The sequence below is a fragment of the Erythrobacter sp. SD-21 genome (assembly GCF_000181515.1).
Lineage (GTDB): Bacteria > Pseudomonadota > Alphaproteobacteria > Sphingomonadales > Sphingomonadaceae > Qipengyuania.
Genome location: NZ_ABCG01000007.1, coordinates 99,723 through 115,175, shown reverse-complemented (window position 1 = coordinate 115,175; position 15,453 = coordinate 99,723). Strand labels below are relative to the sequence as shown.

The 15,453-nt window shown below is 55.9% G+C and carries 15 protein-coding genes and 1 tRNA gene; 4 read left to right on the top strand and 12 right to left on the bottom strand.

The genetic code is table 11. From position 1 onward, the window contains the following. Window positions 1-4: 4 nt before the first annotated feature. From ED21_RS14835 to ED21_RS14830, 4 genes are all read right to left on the bottom strand, one after another. On the bottom strand, window positions 5-265 hold the full coding sequence (locus tag ED21_RS14835) for a hypothetical protein (protein ID WP_006834158.1): 261 nt from the start codon (window positions 263-265) through the stop codon (window positions 5-7). 66 nt (window positions 266-331) lie between these two features. Next, the gene (locus tag ED21_RS11900; protein ID WP_006834157.1) at window positions 332-1,033 is read right to left on the bottom strand and encodes a metallophosphoesterase; all 702 of its coding nucleotides are present in this window, start codon (window positions 1,031-1,033) and stop codon (window positions 332-334) included. A gap of 37 nt (window positions 1,034-1,070) precedes the next feature. Beyond that, on the bottom strand, window positions 1,071-2,150 hold the full coding sequence (locus ED21_RS11895; protein ID WP_006834156.1) for a hypothetical protein: 1,080 nt from the start codon (window positions 2,148-2,150) through the stop codon (window positions 1,071-1,073). Beyond that, window positions 2,147-2,593, bottom strand: coding sequence for a hypothetical protein (locus tag ED21_RS14830; RefSeq protein ID WP_006834155.1), 447 nt, complete (start codon window positions 2,591-2,593; stop codon window positions 2,147-2,149). Before ED21_RS14830 ends, ED21_RS11895 begins: the two co-directional genes overlap by 4 nt. A 207-nt stretch (window positions 2,594-2,800) precedes the next feature. Between ED21_RS14830 and ED21_RS15685 the strand changes: the two genes are divergently transcribed. Beyond that, entirely contained in the window at window positions 2,801-3,160 is a 360-nt protein-coding gene (locus ED21_RS15685) for a hypothetical protein (protein ID WP_006834154.1), read from the top strand. A gap of 85 nt (window positions 3,161-3,245) precedes the next feature. After that, window positions 3,246-4,055, top strand: coding sequence for a hypothetical protein (locus ED21_RS15465; RefSeq protein ID WP_156787455.1), 810 nt, complete (start codon window positions 3,246-3,248; stop codon window positions 4,053-4,055). A 666-nt stretch (window positions 4,056-4,721) separates the two neighbouring features. Here the strand turns inward: ED21_RS15465 and ED21_RS11870 are convergent. The 6 genes from ED21_RS11870 to ED21_RS11840 all read right to left on the bottom strand — a co-directional run bounded on the left by ED21_RS11870 (window position 4,722) and on the right by ED21_RS11840 (window position 11,469). After that, window positions 4,722-5,213, bottom strand: coding sequence for a hypothetical protein (locus tag ED21_RS11870; RefSeq protein WP_006834151.1), 492 nt, complete (start codon window positions 5,211-5,213; stop codon window positions 4,722-4,724). A gap of 437 nt (window positions 5,214-5,650) precedes the next feature. Beyond that, window positions 5,651-6,355 (bottom strand): hypothetical protein, encoded by a 705-nt coding sequence (locus ED21_RS11865; protein WP_034922539.1) that lies wholly within the window; start codon window positions 6,353-6,355, stop codon window positions 5,651-5,653. An 8-nt stretch (window positions 6,356-6,363) separates the two neighbouring features. Continuing rightward, window positions 6,364-8,526, bottom strand: a complete 2,163-nt coding sequence (locus ED21_RS14825) for a DarT ssDNA thymidine ADP-ribosyltransferase family protein (RefSeq protein WP_006834149.1) — start codon at window positions 8,524-8,526, stop codon at window positions 6,364-6,366. Between the two features lie 247 nt (window positions 8,527-8,773). Then, window positions 8,774-9,346 carry a hypothetical protein gene (locus ED21_RS14820; protein WP_006834148.1) on the bottom strand — a complete coding sequence of 191 codons (573 nt, stop codon included), beginning with the start codon at window positions 9,344-9,346 and terminating at the stop codon, window positions 8,774-8,776. A gap of 199 nt (window positions 9,347-9,545) precedes the next feature. Next, window positions 9,546-10,502 carry a hypothetical protein gene (locus tag ED21_RS11845; RefSeq protein ID WP_006834147.1) on the bottom strand — a complete coding sequence of 319 codons (957 nt, stop codon included), beginning with the start codon at window positions 10,500-10,502 and terminating at the stop codon, window positions 9,546-9,548. A gap of 891 nt (window positions 10,503-11,393) precedes the next feature. After that, window positions 11,394-11,469 (bottom strand) — tRNA-Thr (locus ED21_RS11840). A 93-nt stretch (window positions 11,470-11,562) separates the two neighbouring features. On the opposite strand from ED21_RS11840, the gene ED21_RS11835 reads away from it, so the two are divergent. Next, window positions 11,563-12,504 carry a glutaminase gene (locus ED21_RS11835; RefSeq protein ID WP_006834146.1) on the top strand — a complete coding sequence of 314 codons (942 nt, stop codon included), beginning with the start codon at window positions 11,563-11,565 and terminating at the stop codon, window positions 12,502-12,504. On the opposite strand, the gene ED21_RS11830 is transcribed toward ED21_RS11835, so the two are convergent. Both ED21_RS11830 and ED21_RS11825 read right to left on the bottom strand, forming a co-directional pair. After that, the gene (locus ED21_RS11830; RefSeq protein WP_006834145.1) at window positions 12,501-13,379 is read right to left on the bottom strand and encodes a hypothetical protein; all 879 of its coding nucleotides are present in this window, start codon (window positions 13,377-13,379) and stop codon (window positions 12,501-12,503) included. The genes ED21_RS11835 and ED21_RS11830 overlap by 4 nt on opposite strands. Beyond that, window positions 13,366-14,682: a replication-associated recombination protein A gene (locus ED21_RS11825; RefSeq protein ID WP_006834144.1), complete on the bottom strand. Its 1,317-nt coding sequence runs from the start codon at window positions 14,680-14,682 to the stop codon at window positions 13,366-13,368. Before ED21_RS11825 ends, ED21_RS11830 begins: the two co-directional genes overlap by 14 nt. Window positions 14,683-14,788: 106 nt before the next feature. Between ED21_RS11825 and ED21_RS11820 the strand changes: the two genes are divergently transcribed. Further along, a complete protein-coding gene (locus ED21_RS11820; RefSeq protein WP_304411940.1) occupies window positions 14,789-15,421 on the top strand; it encodes a PadR family transcriptional regulator in 633 nt (210 codons plus the stop codon). Window positions 15,422-15,453: the final 32 nt, after the last annotated feature.

Sequence of the window (15,453 nt, the reverse complement as noted above, 5' to 3'; positions counted from 1 at the left end):
ACCATCAGTCCTCGGCGCCTTGGACGATTTGGTCGCCCGCTGCAGATACCGCGAACAGGTTGGCAGCGCGCAATTTTTCTTCGCCGTTCCAGCGGTAAATCCCTAGCTGGCCATTGCCGGCTCCCACGCTGAAATCGAGGCATTGAACATTGGGTGTCCGAGTTAACTGCGGAATGCCTGTCTCATTTCTCAGCCAATAATGCCCAAAGAAGACCGGCGGTTCATCTGGCGAGTATGCGAATTCCGAAGTGTCGAACTCATCCATGCCAGAGACCACATCAGCCAACGAAGGTGGTCCGATCACGCGGTGTTCAGGGCTTTGGCTATCCGATCACCAGAGGACCCTGGCGTGTCGGCGTTTATGGCCGTCTTTGTCGTAGAAGGCCCTGCCATTAGGGAGCTCCTTTTCAGGCCCCTTTAGTAAGACTTCGATTGCGCTGTGCTGACGGTGACCTCGCTTAGATGTCTGAAGCCAAAAATCCTCTCCGCGTTTTGCGCCAGAGATTTCAGCTTCAGTGAATTCGCTAAGGTACTGCTCATTCCAGCATGCATGGACTGCCCGCATCCCATCCAGCTCGACCATCATCGGTAGGGTGCGGAAAAAGGCCAAGTCGATGGTCAGAGCATCCCGTTCCTCTTTTCCGCGATATTCGTGAAGGAATGCCACATGCTGAAAGAGGTTCTTATCGGTGCGCGGCCTAAGAAATCCTTCAGTTTCGGGATGGGGTTGCGCGAAGTGAACAGCATTGAGCTCGTGGTTGCCCATAATGCAGACCGCCTCGGCATGCTCGACCATCATGCGCACAGTGTTGACCACCTGCCGACTCTTTGGGCCACGGTCGATCAAGTCGCCCAAGAAGAGTGCCTTGCGCGCTTCGGGATGACGCCAAACACCTGAGCGTTGCTCGTAACCAAGAGTTTCCAATCCAGCATGGAGCGCCTCAGCCTGGCCGTGGATATCGCCAAAGATATCGATGCCGCGTGCTACCTCAAGAACAGTCTTGGGTTCATCTGAGAAAACTAGATTATCCATGATTCGGCGATCTCCACATTGAGTCGCAGGGAACCGACTAAATTCGTTTGTCTTTGGCCACTACGCTCTCGAATGAGAGTAGAGCGGCGAAGCTGGGTTTGTCTGCGGTCAGCCACCCGGACTGAAGCAGGGCGAGGGCCTTGGCGCGCTTCGGATATTGTTCATCGCTAAATGTGATCGTATCAACCCGCTCGTGCGCCAAGCTTGGACTGAAATAATGGTTGGCTAGGGCTGCAAGCGCCGGCTGTCCGACATCTGCCTTCAAAGCTTCGAACTGAAAGTAAAAATCGAACTGGTCTCGATTGAGTGTCGAAAGATTGAGGTATGTCATCCCACAAAGCGTGATCGCGGGCTGTAAGTCGGCCTCACGCCATTTCTTGTCGCAATCGATCAACAATGACTGATTGACAAATGGGGCCTGTGACTTCGGCTTCGGGAAGCGCGTGTAAAAGCCAAAGTCACCATCTCGGATCTTCCCCAGCAACAGTCGCGTGTTTACCAAGAGGAGGCCGTTGGCGAACGGAATGGCAGTTGCTCTTCCCCCAGCGTTTCCAGTCCAAAGCCCCAGCGCCTCGGCCATACCAAGCTTCGCCATTAAATCAGCGACGTGAGTGTTGATGAGCGAACCTAACTCGGCATGGTCAACTCCAGTCCGCTCATAGACCCGGCTCAACATGTGCTGGGTAAGAGCAATCCCTGAAAAGCCAATTCCGAGGAAGCCTCTTTTGCGACGAAATTCGGCCCTTGCCACACGAAGGAGAAGGGCATTCTCGACATAAGGGCGCAGGCCCTCCTCGTGAATCCCCTCGCCGAAGGTTACCGGCTCCATGTAGAACCCTGTAACGCGCTCATATTCGCGATTTGGCAGCCCCTTAGTGCCCTTCTTTGCCGTTCTCGTAATCTCAAAAGCACGCGAAGCTTTGAGGGTGGCGTCAAAGCTATCGCCAAGCTGCTTGACCTGATCTGACGAGAGCCTGGGCTTTTGGTAAGCAGCCTTCCAAGTGCGGTATGGTTCCTCGCAAAGGCTGTCCATCAGGTGGTCAGAATTCTCGCGTTGCTCACGAAAATATCTATTAATCGCGTGGTGGGCAGGTAGCTGAAACCCCTCGATCTTCACGCCATGCCTCTCTTGCGCATTTCAATCCGCAGCCATACCTCATCAAGCGTGATTGGCCCCCAACCAGTCTTATCGACGGACACCGAGACGAACCTCGGATCGGGCTCATCAGGCATGGAATGCGTATGGCCGTGGAGAACCGGCACATCATTTTCGGCGGCGTCATTGGGCCGATGGATCAAGAGCATCGAGCCGTGATCTGACCCATGGATTTGCGAATTGGAGTAACTCGCGAACGCACCACTTTCTTTGAACATGCCCTTGGGCTTGTCGTCGTTACCGAAGATCAGGTGCTTGGTGCCGGGGAGATCGCGCAGGGGATTGAGCGAGCCAACATCTCCAAGAACCCAGACGATATCGGCATCTGTAACCCGTCCGCGCCATGCTTCAATTAATGGCGGCATCCATATCAGCGGAAGCGGCGAATTTGCGCCATTTGGCATTGGACGCACTTCCAAAGTGCATGTCCGCAATGAAGAACTCTGTCACGCGACCCCCATCATCGAAGTCGCTTAATGCTAGATCTCAAGAGAGCAATCAAGTCAGATACTTACACACGCTCACCGTGTGCAATTTCAGGACCGGAAATTTACTATCCGCTCGCTTTTTGAGGAGTAATTGCTGACGAAACCACTGGAGATTTCGCCACTATGGACGAAGAAATGCAGCTTTTTGCGATGAGTGATATGCAACGCGAGGCGTTTGCTAACTTCATTGATGATTTCCCGCTCGTAATCCGAAGCCTACAGCATCGCTATCCGGCCGATCAGGTCTGCGAGCGCGCCATGGTCATGCAGGACATGATGGAGCAGTTCTGTGTCCCGAAAGAGCTTACGCAAATTGACCGTGCGATCCTGAAGGCAGCGATCGAGGACAATGATTGGCTGGAACCATACGAAGGCCAGAGCGAGGCATCAAAGGCGCGTCGGCCCAGGCAGCTTGAAGTACTCCGGGAATGCGCGAAGCGGCTTGAAGGCATCGGAATTGAAGTAGATCGAATGCCTGCCTGACCTGAACTTCCGGTCTTTCAGTTCCAGATATATAGTTACGCAAGAAGCTTGTTTCGATGAGCGCCTCGTCAGGATCAGATATTCGATGAAATTTACTGAGATTACCCGAGAGAATGATGGTCGAGTGCTCTGTTATCGTCCCCTACCTCAAGGGGCCGAAATCGCGATCTGTTTGTCGGTCTCAAATGGCGATCTAGAACCTTGCCCCGAACTAAAAACAGTTGAAATACCAAGAACGACGCGCCGTTGGATTGGTCATGCCTTGAGCACACTGTTGTGGAAGCAAGGGGATGTTGAATTTGTAACCGCCACGCTGCGAGACCCTCGGCTAGAGATGTATCACACCAATCCGGCGAGAAGCCTGGAGCTCCCAAAGCCAAACCATGCCATGCCCCAAGATGGATACCGGCAAGTGGGAAGTGTGTGGTCTATCGAAGGCCAAGGGTTCGCGGCGTGTATTTCAGAGGATGCCAATCAACCTGAATGGTGGGGCGATCAAATTGCCAGTCTAATGGTGAGGATCGTGACCGGTAATATGCAAGATGAAATGGATCGAAAGACTGCTCTTTCTATCGTTTTGACAGGCTATGAGAACGCGTTGCGCCAGCCTCCGGAAGACATGAAACTTTTTGCGAGCCGATATGATTGGTTCATAGCACGAAGGACGATTGAGGCTATCTCGATTTGGCACGCACCGGGCAACGAAACGCTCGCGCTTTGGCGAAATGACCTGTTCGACGAACCTTATTGGTGGGGCGTCGCCTGCGCGTCTCTGACACACGAGGTAGTTGAAACGCTATGGGTAGAGCGCGAGGAACAACGGCAAGCGATAATCGACGCTTTGACCCCCCCGTATTTCGCTCGACTTGCGGAGGCACAAGTCGCGTTTGAATAGGAGAGAGCAACGGTCCAGTAGTCCCTTGCGAACTCTGTTCAATATATTCGATCACCCGCTCCACAGAGAACTAATGGTGACGCTCGAACCGAGCGCGCTTAGAACCTTCGACCAGAAATCTATCGTAGCAAGTGTCTTTCATGGCTGAACGCACCGGCCCAGTCCCCGCGACCACGTTGGCCCAATATTGTGGCCTCAAGGCACTGTCGGGAAGTTTCTTCCCGATGATGGTCTCGATTTTGTGAAACGGCAGTTCGAACTGTCTCAGTTTTTGTTTACGGCAGTATTCCGCTAGCGGCGTAAACATCCCCATGACGATCTCCTCCTCATATTAGAGACTAGCGAAGAAATATAATCGCACAACCGCCAGCACGGGTGAAGGATCAAGCCCAACACAGCACCGGCGTGGGGCTAACGCTATGTCTGGACCTGCGACCTATAGGCCAATAGCTTACCGCCCGCTCTCGGCCCTTTGCTGCCGTTTGTGATTGGACTCTTCTCGCGACGATAACGGGTAGGGGCACCGACTTTAATCGTAGGTTGTCGGTTCCATCGGTGCGTTGCGCATGCCGCCCGTTCTTCGGTGCTCGGGCTCCTATAAGACGGGAAATGCGACCTCGGGTCTCATCGCCTAAATAAAAATGGCACGAGCCTTCCTCACGCCTTTCACTCGCTCAATATCGTTTCCTCGACCAAAAGCTGGAGTGCCTTTAAGATTACTATCCGTGGGAAAGTGGCAAATAGAATAGTGTACACCGAAGAAGCCAACGGAGTGGAATCCTCGCAGCGTCCTGGTAATGCCCTCGCGCCTGCAGCGAGCAGCCTTTCGATCAGAAGCTCCTGAAAGATGCGATCATTCAGGTCCCAGTAGCTCTCCTCTCCAGCTTGGCTAGCTTGCTCATACTTGGATTGCTGCCAAAGGCGCTCCAGATCTGCCTTCTCGAAGGCTACGCTTTCTGCGCCTTTCAGGCGCTTCGAGAAAGCCGCTTCTACAAGGTCTCGGAACTCGCCGTCTCGGTCAAAGATCTCCCCACCATAGCAATCAAGAAAGGTACGGTCGAAGACGGCCACTAGGTGGGGGCAGTCCTCCCAATCTTCTTCCGGCAGGTCGCAAAAGGGGCACGAGGGCTTTCTCCCGGTGTCGACATCAAAGGTCATTGTTCGCCCCGCTGATTTAAAGTTCACTAGGTACAAGCCACGTTATTAGCCGCCCTGATTTGACCCCCAGATTTCCAACAGCTGGGATTAGGGTCTGCCCTTAAGGAAGGACGATCTCTACTCCAACTTGGAGGAAAATCAGAGGTAGCGTCAAGTCGACGTGACCGCCTGGAGAATGCGTATATAGTTCTCTCTGACGATGGGACTGCGATTTCTGTGGCCCATAGCTATCGTAAGTTCAGCCATTGAGGAGACCAGTCGCAGTTAAATAAAATTCTGGGTCAAAAGGCGACAAACTAAGGATGCACCGAACACCCATCGCGCAGAACGTATTGAATGCCTCATAGGTTGTCGCGGAGCTAAAATAGCCTGAAGCAGCGACGCCAAATCTCCGCCCTACTGCGCGTCAAGCTGTGCCTAACATCTTTGCGGAATGGTTAGAAAAGGCTTCCTTGTATAGTGTCATCTTGTCGCGCATTGCTTACATCCAGCGACCTACAATAATTGAGAAAAGTCTCTCTTTTTTCGAGGACTTCGTCCACCATTCCTTGTTTGTAAAGTGAGCAAAAAAGTGCCGCCGAGTAAGCTTGGCAGTTGATGGACTTCTTCGGATTGAACTCAATGTCGGTGAAACCATCGAAACTAAGGATGGCATCAGCAATTTCCGGATTTTCTCTCAACGCAGAAATATATAGCCAATCATAAAATGCTGTTTGCGGTTCTATCGGCCAGTTCCCTCCATCAAAATCAAATGCTTTTAGGTTGCCCGACGATCGCAATCGCACATCACGCTTCGCATCAATCGGGCGCGCCTCATAAAGATCGGTAAACGGACCTCCATTCAAAAAAACTTTGCTTCCTTGGAAGGCACATTCAACGCTGATCGGGAAGTTCGCGACGGAGGAAAGCCACTTCAAGTTGAAGGCGCTGGACCGCACTCCCAGATCCTCAAGAGACTTACTTGAAATTTCCAGAATCTTCTCGATGCCTTGGCATTGTTCTCTTGCGGCCTGGTGCAGGGAAGCAATTGATTTCTGTTTTTGAGACAGCGACATCCCCGGGTGCCACTCGAAGCTTACCATTCGGGTCGTCACTGCAGCACGCCCGCTAATGTTTGGGATGAAGATCGGTCTTTCAGCCATAAGCTCCCTTAAAATTGAATGTCGTCACCCAAGTTGCCGCTGTTAGTACGGGAACCCGTGTGCCGAAACGGGCTTCTTACAAGACCGTAGTTGTATTCTCGCACGCCAAACAGGCCAGTATTGGGTTGCACGCACGAAATATCCCTATTGCCTAAAATATTGCTATACCTCGCCATTGCCCCAAGGCTGTCGAAGACAGCACCGAGGATCAGCCGCGGTTCGATTTTTTGAAAGGCGAGCACTTCTGCCTGCACATCAGTAGTATCCTGATCCCGTAATCCCAGCTCCGCTCTTTTTGCGAACCCATCAATCTCAGCGAACATACCTTCGAATGCATCGACCCCTTTCCTTGCGGATAGCGGCCTTGAACTCATGCGTTTATCGGCCGCATTGTGGATATTAAAGGCTAGATCTCGCCGGCGCAGGATGGATGATTCGATCAGGAGAACGACCCAATCTTGAGAGGGGTCTTCCATTCGCCATTTATAGAACAATTTCTCGTTCGGGTGTGTGATGCTCAACGAACTGGCATTTATTTGGTAGTCATACCTGGAGATATCATTTTGTCGGAAGCTGATACCGCGCCGTCGAAGAGACGAGACGGAAAGGATGCCGTTTTGCATGATCGAGGCGAGGTTTTCGGCTTGGGTGAAATGCACAAGATGGCCAATTTCCCTGCTCCCAAACTGGAATCCGTCCGATCGAGGCGGTTTGGCCCGCTCGTCAATCGAATGCGGAGCCAAATAGATTGAGGGTAGCGGCTGGGTTTTAGTGTCCGCTTTCGGCCTATTAGCCTTCTCCATGATTTCGATGATGTCGAAGTCTTGAAGCCGGAGAAAAGCCCAAAATTTGTTGCGTGAAAATGCCTGCCATCTCCAGCGGTTCTTGTATCGTTCGAGCAGTTCGACCGACCAAGGCAAACCGGCGTTAAGTGATAGAGAAGACCAGTCCCAGCGCTCCTTGTATCGTTCGAGCAGATCTAACGACCATGCCAAACCCTTGTTGCGAGAAAGAGTAGGCCAGTCCAAGCGCTCCTTATGTCGTTCGAGCGTTTCGACCGACCAAGGTACACCCGAATTTTGGCAGAGATGCTCCCATTTCCAGCGATCGTTGTACCGCTCGATCAACTCTCTCGACCATGGCAAGCCAGGGTTAAGGGGTAAGCCCGAGTCACCCCATTCCCAGCGTTCCTTGTATCGTTCGATCAGTTCGACTGACCACGGCAAACCAGGGTTGAGGGAGATAGAAGACCAGTCCCAATACTCTTTATATCGTTCGAGCAGATCTAGCGACCAAGGCAAACTCTCGTTGTCCGAGAGGTGATCCCATTTCCAGCGATCCTTGTATTTTTCGAGCAGCTCAACCGACCACGGCAAACCCGGGTTGAGGGAGAGGCCACGGTCACCCCAGGTCCATCGCTCTTTGTATAGTTTGAGCAGTTCGACCGACCACGGCAAACCTCGGTTGAGCGAAAGAGACGACCACACCCAGCGATCCTTGTATCGTTCGAGCAGTTCAACTGACCACGGTAAACCTGGGTTGAGGGACACAGAAGACCAGTCCCAGCGCTTCTCGTATCGTTCGATCAGCTCAACCGACCAAGGTAAGTCCGGGTTGCTAGAAAGGGCACCCCAATCCCAGTGCTCCACATACCGCTCGAGCAAACTTTCCGAGACCGGCTGAAAACGTTCAATAATTCGAACCGCTTGGTCTTGGCCCAGGCTTTTCAAGATAGCGACCCGGTTAGCATTTTCCATATTGCTATACTTTGTCTGCGTCGAAAGCCTCGCAGCTGCTGATTGCCATGATTGCTTGTCAGAAGTCTGTTTGGAAGGAGATTTACGAGTACCTTGAGAAAGGGAAATCGCTGGCGAGCCTTTGTTTTGAGCCCTCGAACCCGACGTCGCTTTGTGACTGTGGAGCTTTGCGGGAGGGCTGGCAGGCGGCGGCAAAAAGTTGGGCTCGTCTGGCCGATGTTTCGGCGCTACGATGCTGTAGGTAACCCAGATTACCGCCAACTGCAGGAGCACGAGCGGCGTTGCAAAAACCATGGCCAAGGTAAAAATGGTCCATGCTATGGAAACTAGGACCAACTTGTCCGTGGCGACGATACGCGTGACCAGGATCGTAAATATGACGAAGGCCTGGAAGATCAGAACAGCAGTCGTCATGTCTTTTCCGTGTTTTTATGGGCTGGAGCAGCTTCCAGAGTGAATGGCAGAAGACAGCACAATCGTAAATTCTTTATAGCTTATGACCTTCCATCGACCCTTGCACCAGACTTGAACTAATAGCGGACTGTCGCAATCCGGGTCGTTAGCCGAATGTCAGCTGTCCCTGCCAAAGCAATCATTACCGGACTGACTGCTCTCGGCCCCATTCTTGCCGTTTGTGATTGGAAAGGGGCAGGGGACCGCCTTAATCGGAGGTCGTCGGTTCCATCGGTGCGGTACGTGGAGGATAGCCCAACTGAGCCTCCATCAATTTGGTGGCTAGCCGTAAGGCGTCAGGCGCTGCGCGATGAGGGATTGGTGAGCGCCGCAACAGATAGGCCAGGTGGCTATGCTGATCTGCACTGAAGCCGTGTGTAAGCACTTCGAAGTGGTAGATCGTGAATTGCTGTTCCTGACCCGCTGCGTCGATTAATCTGTCGAGCCAGTCCTGATCGTATCTGGGAGCATCCGTAGCCACGATCACGTGCTGCCCGAGGAGGGCATTGAGCCAACTATAAACCTCGCCTGGATCATGACCGTGCTGATTGAGAGTTTCGACCGAAAGGCCGTGGACTGCCTCCGATGCCGGGGACCAAGTACCGCTCTTCCGCCACGAAGGTGTCGGGCGGATAATCCTTGCCCCGGTTTCGATCGGTTTTGGCCCACCCTGAACCAGCGCCACGCCGACTTCGATCGGATAGCTCCCTGCACCCAAGGCTGAGGCTTCAATATCAAGGATCGCAACGCGCCTATCGGTTTGGGTCAATATGTCTTTCACTCTTGAGGCATCCTTTCACCTCAGACCCTTCCAATTCATGGCCAGAAATGTTTTTGCACCAATTGCAGGTGGTGCCGCCATAGGCTGATCACGAATGCCATCGCTTCGCTCTCAACAAGCACTGCTAGGCAGACAACCGTGACGTTCTAAGGGCGTGGGACCGAAATTTCCCAATGATTTGAGTGCCCATTTTTGTCTTCTATGGGGCACCATTTATTCTTTTCGTATTGCTGCGATTAGAGCTACCAGCCGCGGTGCGGTGCGGTGCGGTGCAGTGCGGTGGGTCGAAGCCTTGTTCTTCGTCACTAGCGAATAGGGCTTCGCTCTCGAACAACCCTTCCACCCCGTCGACTGTGACCGCCAATTCCGCTTTCCCGAGTTCATTTTCAAGCCATTCCTTGTCCTTTGCCGTTCTCGGAGGAAGGGAAGTCCCTTTCTCTCGCGAAAGAAACTTAACGTGGGTCTTCAGCCGATCACGCTTCTCGAAGCGGGCCGCGACCCTCTCAAGGCTTTCAAGGCGACGATTATGGACGTGATGTCGCCGTAACGCTACCAACCGTCGCTCCTCGATATCCATCGCCCGTTTCCTCTCCTGTTCTTGGCAAATCTGATCCTCTCGCTTCGCCTCGGAGAGTACGGCCATCGCAATTCCGATCTCGCTCGCCATGTTCTCGAGGCGTTGAATTTTGGCATCCTTAAACGAGCGCCGGATCGACGAAGAGCTACGCAGAAAGATATCGAATTCGAATGTTACCTTGCCGGTCGGCGTATAATCCCATTGCCGCCAATGGCGGGTGAAACTGGAGGCAGGAGCGGGTCTCCAGCCACTCCTCTTCCATCGACGCTCGCGATCTTTTTGATCCGCTTCTTCTTTGGCCAACTCGGTGGGCGTAGGATCGTGTTTCAGACGTTTGATGCCATCGGCGCCGATCTGGGCTTCATTATGGCGGAGGATTTCCGACGCTCCGTAGGTTTTGCCGGGCCTGCTTTCACCAATAAGTGCGCAAATGCTTCCCCGGCCATGCAGTCCACCCTCAACGGGTTTGTGGAAGCGCTGAATCGCTCTCGTTGCTTCTTGATGGTTCGCATGCTCGACGAAGCTATCGTTCATCTTCGTCTGACGCTCGGCGATGGTGTGGTCACGAAGGTCAGGCATCCTTTCTGCTCGCTGATTTCACCGCGGCAGCGAGTGCAATTATGTCGTCGATGTCGTGGTTCGAGGCGGAGAATTCGACAGAAGGCGAGGTGTTCTGGGGACTTAAAACGTCATCCGCTTGATACGGCTGGTCCTTGACCTAATGAATGAAGGTGGGTTCCTCTGCGACAGAACTGAGCGGGATAGGTTCATCGCCTCCTGAAGTCGCGGGAAACGATTGCAAGGTACTTTCCAGCAAAAGCGAGCTTTCGCCGTAAAGGCAGCGTGTCAAATTTCGCTCCAACTGTTTGCCACGATGCTGCCTCAGCTGGCCCTTGCCAGCTTCGATCAGCGCCACAAGCCTTCCAGAGTGCTGTTGGGTCGTTACTCTGTCCCTCGCGGACCAGTTCATGCTCGCGGCAAAGCCGATGCTCGTGCTGTGATAGGTTCTGCGCATAATGGCGCCAGCGATCGGCGACCGGGACCTCTATCACCTCGTTCGCTTGATGATTGGACAGGTAGACCTCGGAAAGATCGAACGGATCCCGACGGATCTGGTACTTGGCCGTCCGGGTAGAGCTTCTCTCGGCGCTCTTTGCCAGCGTCGGTCATAACAAAACGAACAGGCCTAGCGATCCTCGACGGTGGTTCATTTTTGTCCGGATAGGCAAGCGAGCCCCATAGCAATCGGGTCTCAACTGCTGGAATAATATTGAGTAGCCCCACGATTCCACTAGGCCAAACTGGCCAGGGAAAATATCGCCGTTGAGGAAATTAATCCGCGTATGCCTCCAAGTTGAAAGAGGACGTCACTTTAAAATCTTAGCAAATTGGACAAGGGGCGCCTGCGTTAAATATTTTGTCCAAACATCTTAGACATCGTCCAATTTGTTCTGACGCCCTACAATGAGGTGGTGCCGGCTAGAGGAGTCGAACCCCTGACCTGATGATTACAAATCAACTGCTCTACCAACTGAGCTAAGCCGGCACGTAATGGTTATGGTGGCGCGCCTCTGGCGGAAAATGCTCCGCGCGTCCAGTGCGATTGCGCTGCCGCTTGCGCAGGTCTAATCGCCCGAACATGGATCTGGGCGCAATCGTTTCCGAAACTTGGGCAGAATTGGCCGACGAGCGCGGCAGCGGCAACCCCGCGCGGTATATCCCGGCGCTGGCGCTGGTGGACCCAAACAAGTTCGGCATCGCGCTGGCCACCAGCGACGGCGAGGTCTTCTGCGCGGGCGATACCGACGAGGCGTTTTCGATCCAGTCGATTTCCAAGGTCTTCGCCCTGGCGCTCGCGCTGGAGCGCGAGGGGCCGGCCCTGTGGGATGCGGTGGGCCGCGAGCCTTCGGGCAACGCCTTTAATTCCATCGTCCAGTTGGAACGCGAAAAGGGCATCCCGCGCAATCCCTTCATCAATTCCGGTGCCATCGTGACGACCGACCGCTTCATCGGCGACCGCTCGCCCGACGAGGCGGTCGGAGATTTGCTCGTGCGCCTTCAACGGATGGGACGCGACGAAGCGATCCGGTTCGATCCCGAAGTGGCGCGCAGCGAAAGCGAGACTGGTTCGCGCAATCGCAGTCTTGCGTGGTTCCTTGCCGATTTTGGGCGGCTGCTGAACCCGGTGGAGGATGTTCTCTCGGTCTATTTCCGTCAATGCGCCCTCGCCATGAGCTGCCGCCAGCTGGCCGAGAGCGCGCTTTTCCTCGCCTTTGATGGGACCGATCCGGTTACGGGGCAGCAGATGTGCAGCGCCAGCAGAGCGCGGCGGATCAACGCGCTGATGCTCCTGTGCGGCCATTACGACAATTCGGGCCAGTTCGCCTTCGAAGTCGGCTTTCCCGGCAAGTCGGGTGTGGGCGGCGGCATTCTCGCTAGCGTGCCGGGGAGGGCGGCCATCGCGGTGTGGTCGCCGGGGCTGAACCGCGCGGGCACGAGCCTGCTGGGCGCCAAGGCGCTTGCTCAGATTGCTCGACGCACGAGCTGGTCGGTGTTCAGCGGGAAGCTGCCCGAAATCTAGAGCGCGCCGAAGGTCCAGCCTTCGGTTCGCGCGATGTCGGACGTTAGCTCCTTGGGCGACCAGCGTTCGGGCTCGTCCGCCACCTTGCGCAGCCAGGCGGCGGTGAGAAGGGCGTCGGTGGCGTGATCGTCGATATCACCTGTCCGCTCTACCGGAGGGGAGCCGAGCGTCACTAGCGCTTCGTTGAGCGCCTCGTAGCTGCGCATCTTGGTCTTGGCCGCGCTGCGTCCGGCTTCGAGCGCGGCGAGGCTGGTGTAGATCTCGACGATAACCGAGCCTTCGTGCGGGAGCGGGTCAATAGGCCAGACCGGCAGGTGTCCGCGCAAGTGATGCAGCATACGCATCCCCGTCATGCTGGACTTTCCAACCTGCGCCGCACCGACGAGGTTGAAGTTGGAGTAGGGCTTGCACCCCATGGCGGCCTGCGCCTGCTCGGTGACGCGAAAGCGGCCGCGACCATGACTTGCGCCGTCACAGCCGAAATGCGTGCCGGTCTCGCTGCCATCGCGGAAATAGGGGCGCAGGTCGGGATGGGCGACGAATGTGTTGGCCCCGAGATTGGGCTCTTGGGCCGCGATCCTGTCAATCAATTGCCACAGGGAAGGCGCATTCTCGGGTGTTTCGGACAGGCCCGGGAAGTAGTCTCCGCAATCGGCATGCGGCAGCGCGATGCCAAGGTCGAGACCGACTAGCGTATTATCGGGCAACTCATCGCGCAGGATTGCTAGGACATCTTCGCGCGACCAACGGTGTTCCACCAGCACCGGCGGCCCGCCAGCCGCATCGGCGATCGCGAGAGCGATGCCCTTCTGCCGCGGGCTTTTGGCTCCCGACCAGTCGATTGCAAGATAATGCCCGAACCTATGAGCGTTCACGCCGCAGCTTGTCCCAGTAATCGAGGCGTTTCTTCACCTCGCGCTCGAACCCGCGTTCGACTGGCTCGTAATAGCTTTGCGGGTCCATCTCCTCGGGCCAGTAATTGGCACCCGAAAAACCGTCCTCGGCATTGTGGTCGTAACGGTAGCCTGCGCCATAGCCGATATCCTTCATCAGCTTGGTGGGCGCATTGAGGATATTCTGCGGCGGCATCAGGCTGCCGGTTTCCTTCGCCGATTTGAACGAGGATTTCTGCGCCTTGTAAACCGCATTCGATTTGGGCGCGGTGGCAAGATAGGTGCAGGCCTGCACCAGCGCGAGCTCGCCCTCCGGACTGCCGAGAAACTCGTACGCGTCTTTCGCTGCCATGCATTGCACCAGCGCTTGCGGGTCGGCCATCCCGATGTCCTCCATCGCCATGCGCACGAGGCGTCGGGCGAGGAAACGCGGCTCTTCGCCGGCGGTGAGCATGCGCGCGAGATAGTAGAGGCTCGCCTGCACATCGCTGCCACGCACGGCCTTGTGGAGCGCGGAGATGAGGTTGTAATGCCCCTCGCGGTCCTTGTCGTACACCGCGACGCGGCGCTGGAGGAACTTGCCGAGCGCGCCCGGATCGAGGGGTTCCTCTATCTTCGCGGTGTAGAGCATCTCGGCCTGGTTGAGCAGGAAACGCCCGTCGCCATCGGCGCTTGCGACCAGCGCATCGCGGGCTTTCGTTGTCAGGGGCAGGGGGCCTTCCAGCCCTTCCGCCCGGTCGAGCAATTGACCCAGCGCGCCGTGATCGAGCCGCTGGAGGATCAGCACCTGCGCGCGGCTCAAGAGCGCGGCGTTGAGCGCGAAGCTAGGATTTTCCGTCGTCGCGCCGACCAGCGTCACCGTTCCACGCTCGACAAAGGGCAGGAAGCCGTCCTGCTGCGCGCGGTTGAAGCGGTGGATCTCGTCCACGAACAGCAGGGTGCGCTGCCCGGCTTCCGCGGCCTTGTCGGCAGCGGCGAAGGCCTTTTTGAGGTCGGCCACGCCCGAGAACACTGCCGAGACGCTTTCGAACCGCATCCCCACGCTGTCGGCGAGCAGGCGGGCAATCGTCGTCTTGCCTGTCCCCGGCGGCCCCCAAAGGATCATGCTCGAAAGCTTTCCGGCCGCAACCATCCGCCCGATCGCGCCTTCCGCGCCGGTGAGGTGGTCCTGCCCGATCACCTCACCGAGGCTCGCAGGACGCAAGCGGTCGGCGAGCGGTGCATCCTCGCGGACACCGTCCTTGGTGGAAGTCTGGGGTAGTGCGTCTGGAAACAGGTCGGCCATTGGTCGGATGACATAGTGTTTTCGCCGAGGAATTGCAGGGTCCACTTGCAACTCATTCAGTAAGATATATCTTAGCAGTATCGAAGATGCAGCAAGGAAAATCACCATGCATGAGGCACACAAGCTGAGGAAACTCTGCAAATTGCGCAGGATGGGCGCTTGGCCCGCAATGGAAATGATGGGCGGCTGGGACGATGCATTCGGACCCAAAGGCCCGTTCGGACCGGGCGGGCCGTTCGGCCCCGGCGGTCCTTTCGGAAAACGCGGGGGAGGGCGTCGCCGCCGGATGTTCGCATCGGGTGAACTGCGACTGGCCCTGCTCAAGCTGCTCGGCGACGAACCGCGCCACGGCTACGAATTGATCAAGGCGATCGAGGAACTGACCGGCGGCAGCTATGCGCCGAGCCCCGGTACCGTCTATCCCACCCTCTCGCTGCTGGAAGACGAGGGCGCGATCGAGCCGGCCAAGGGCGACGAAACGCGCAAGGCCTACGAGGTCTCCGCCGCCGGTCGCGAGGAACTCGCCGAGCGCGGCGAGGAGGTGGAAGCGCTCATGGAACGGCTCGCCGGACATGGCGAACACCGCCGTGCTTACGCGACGCCGGAGATGTTCCGTGCGGTTGGCAACCTCGCAACCGTGCTCAAGAACCGCGCGCGTTCGGGCAAGCTGAACGAGGACACGGTACGGGAGATCGTCGATCTGGTGGATGATCTTGCCAAGAAGATCGAGCGCCTGTGATTTCGCCCCGAACTTGCGTCCTCTGCGCTTGG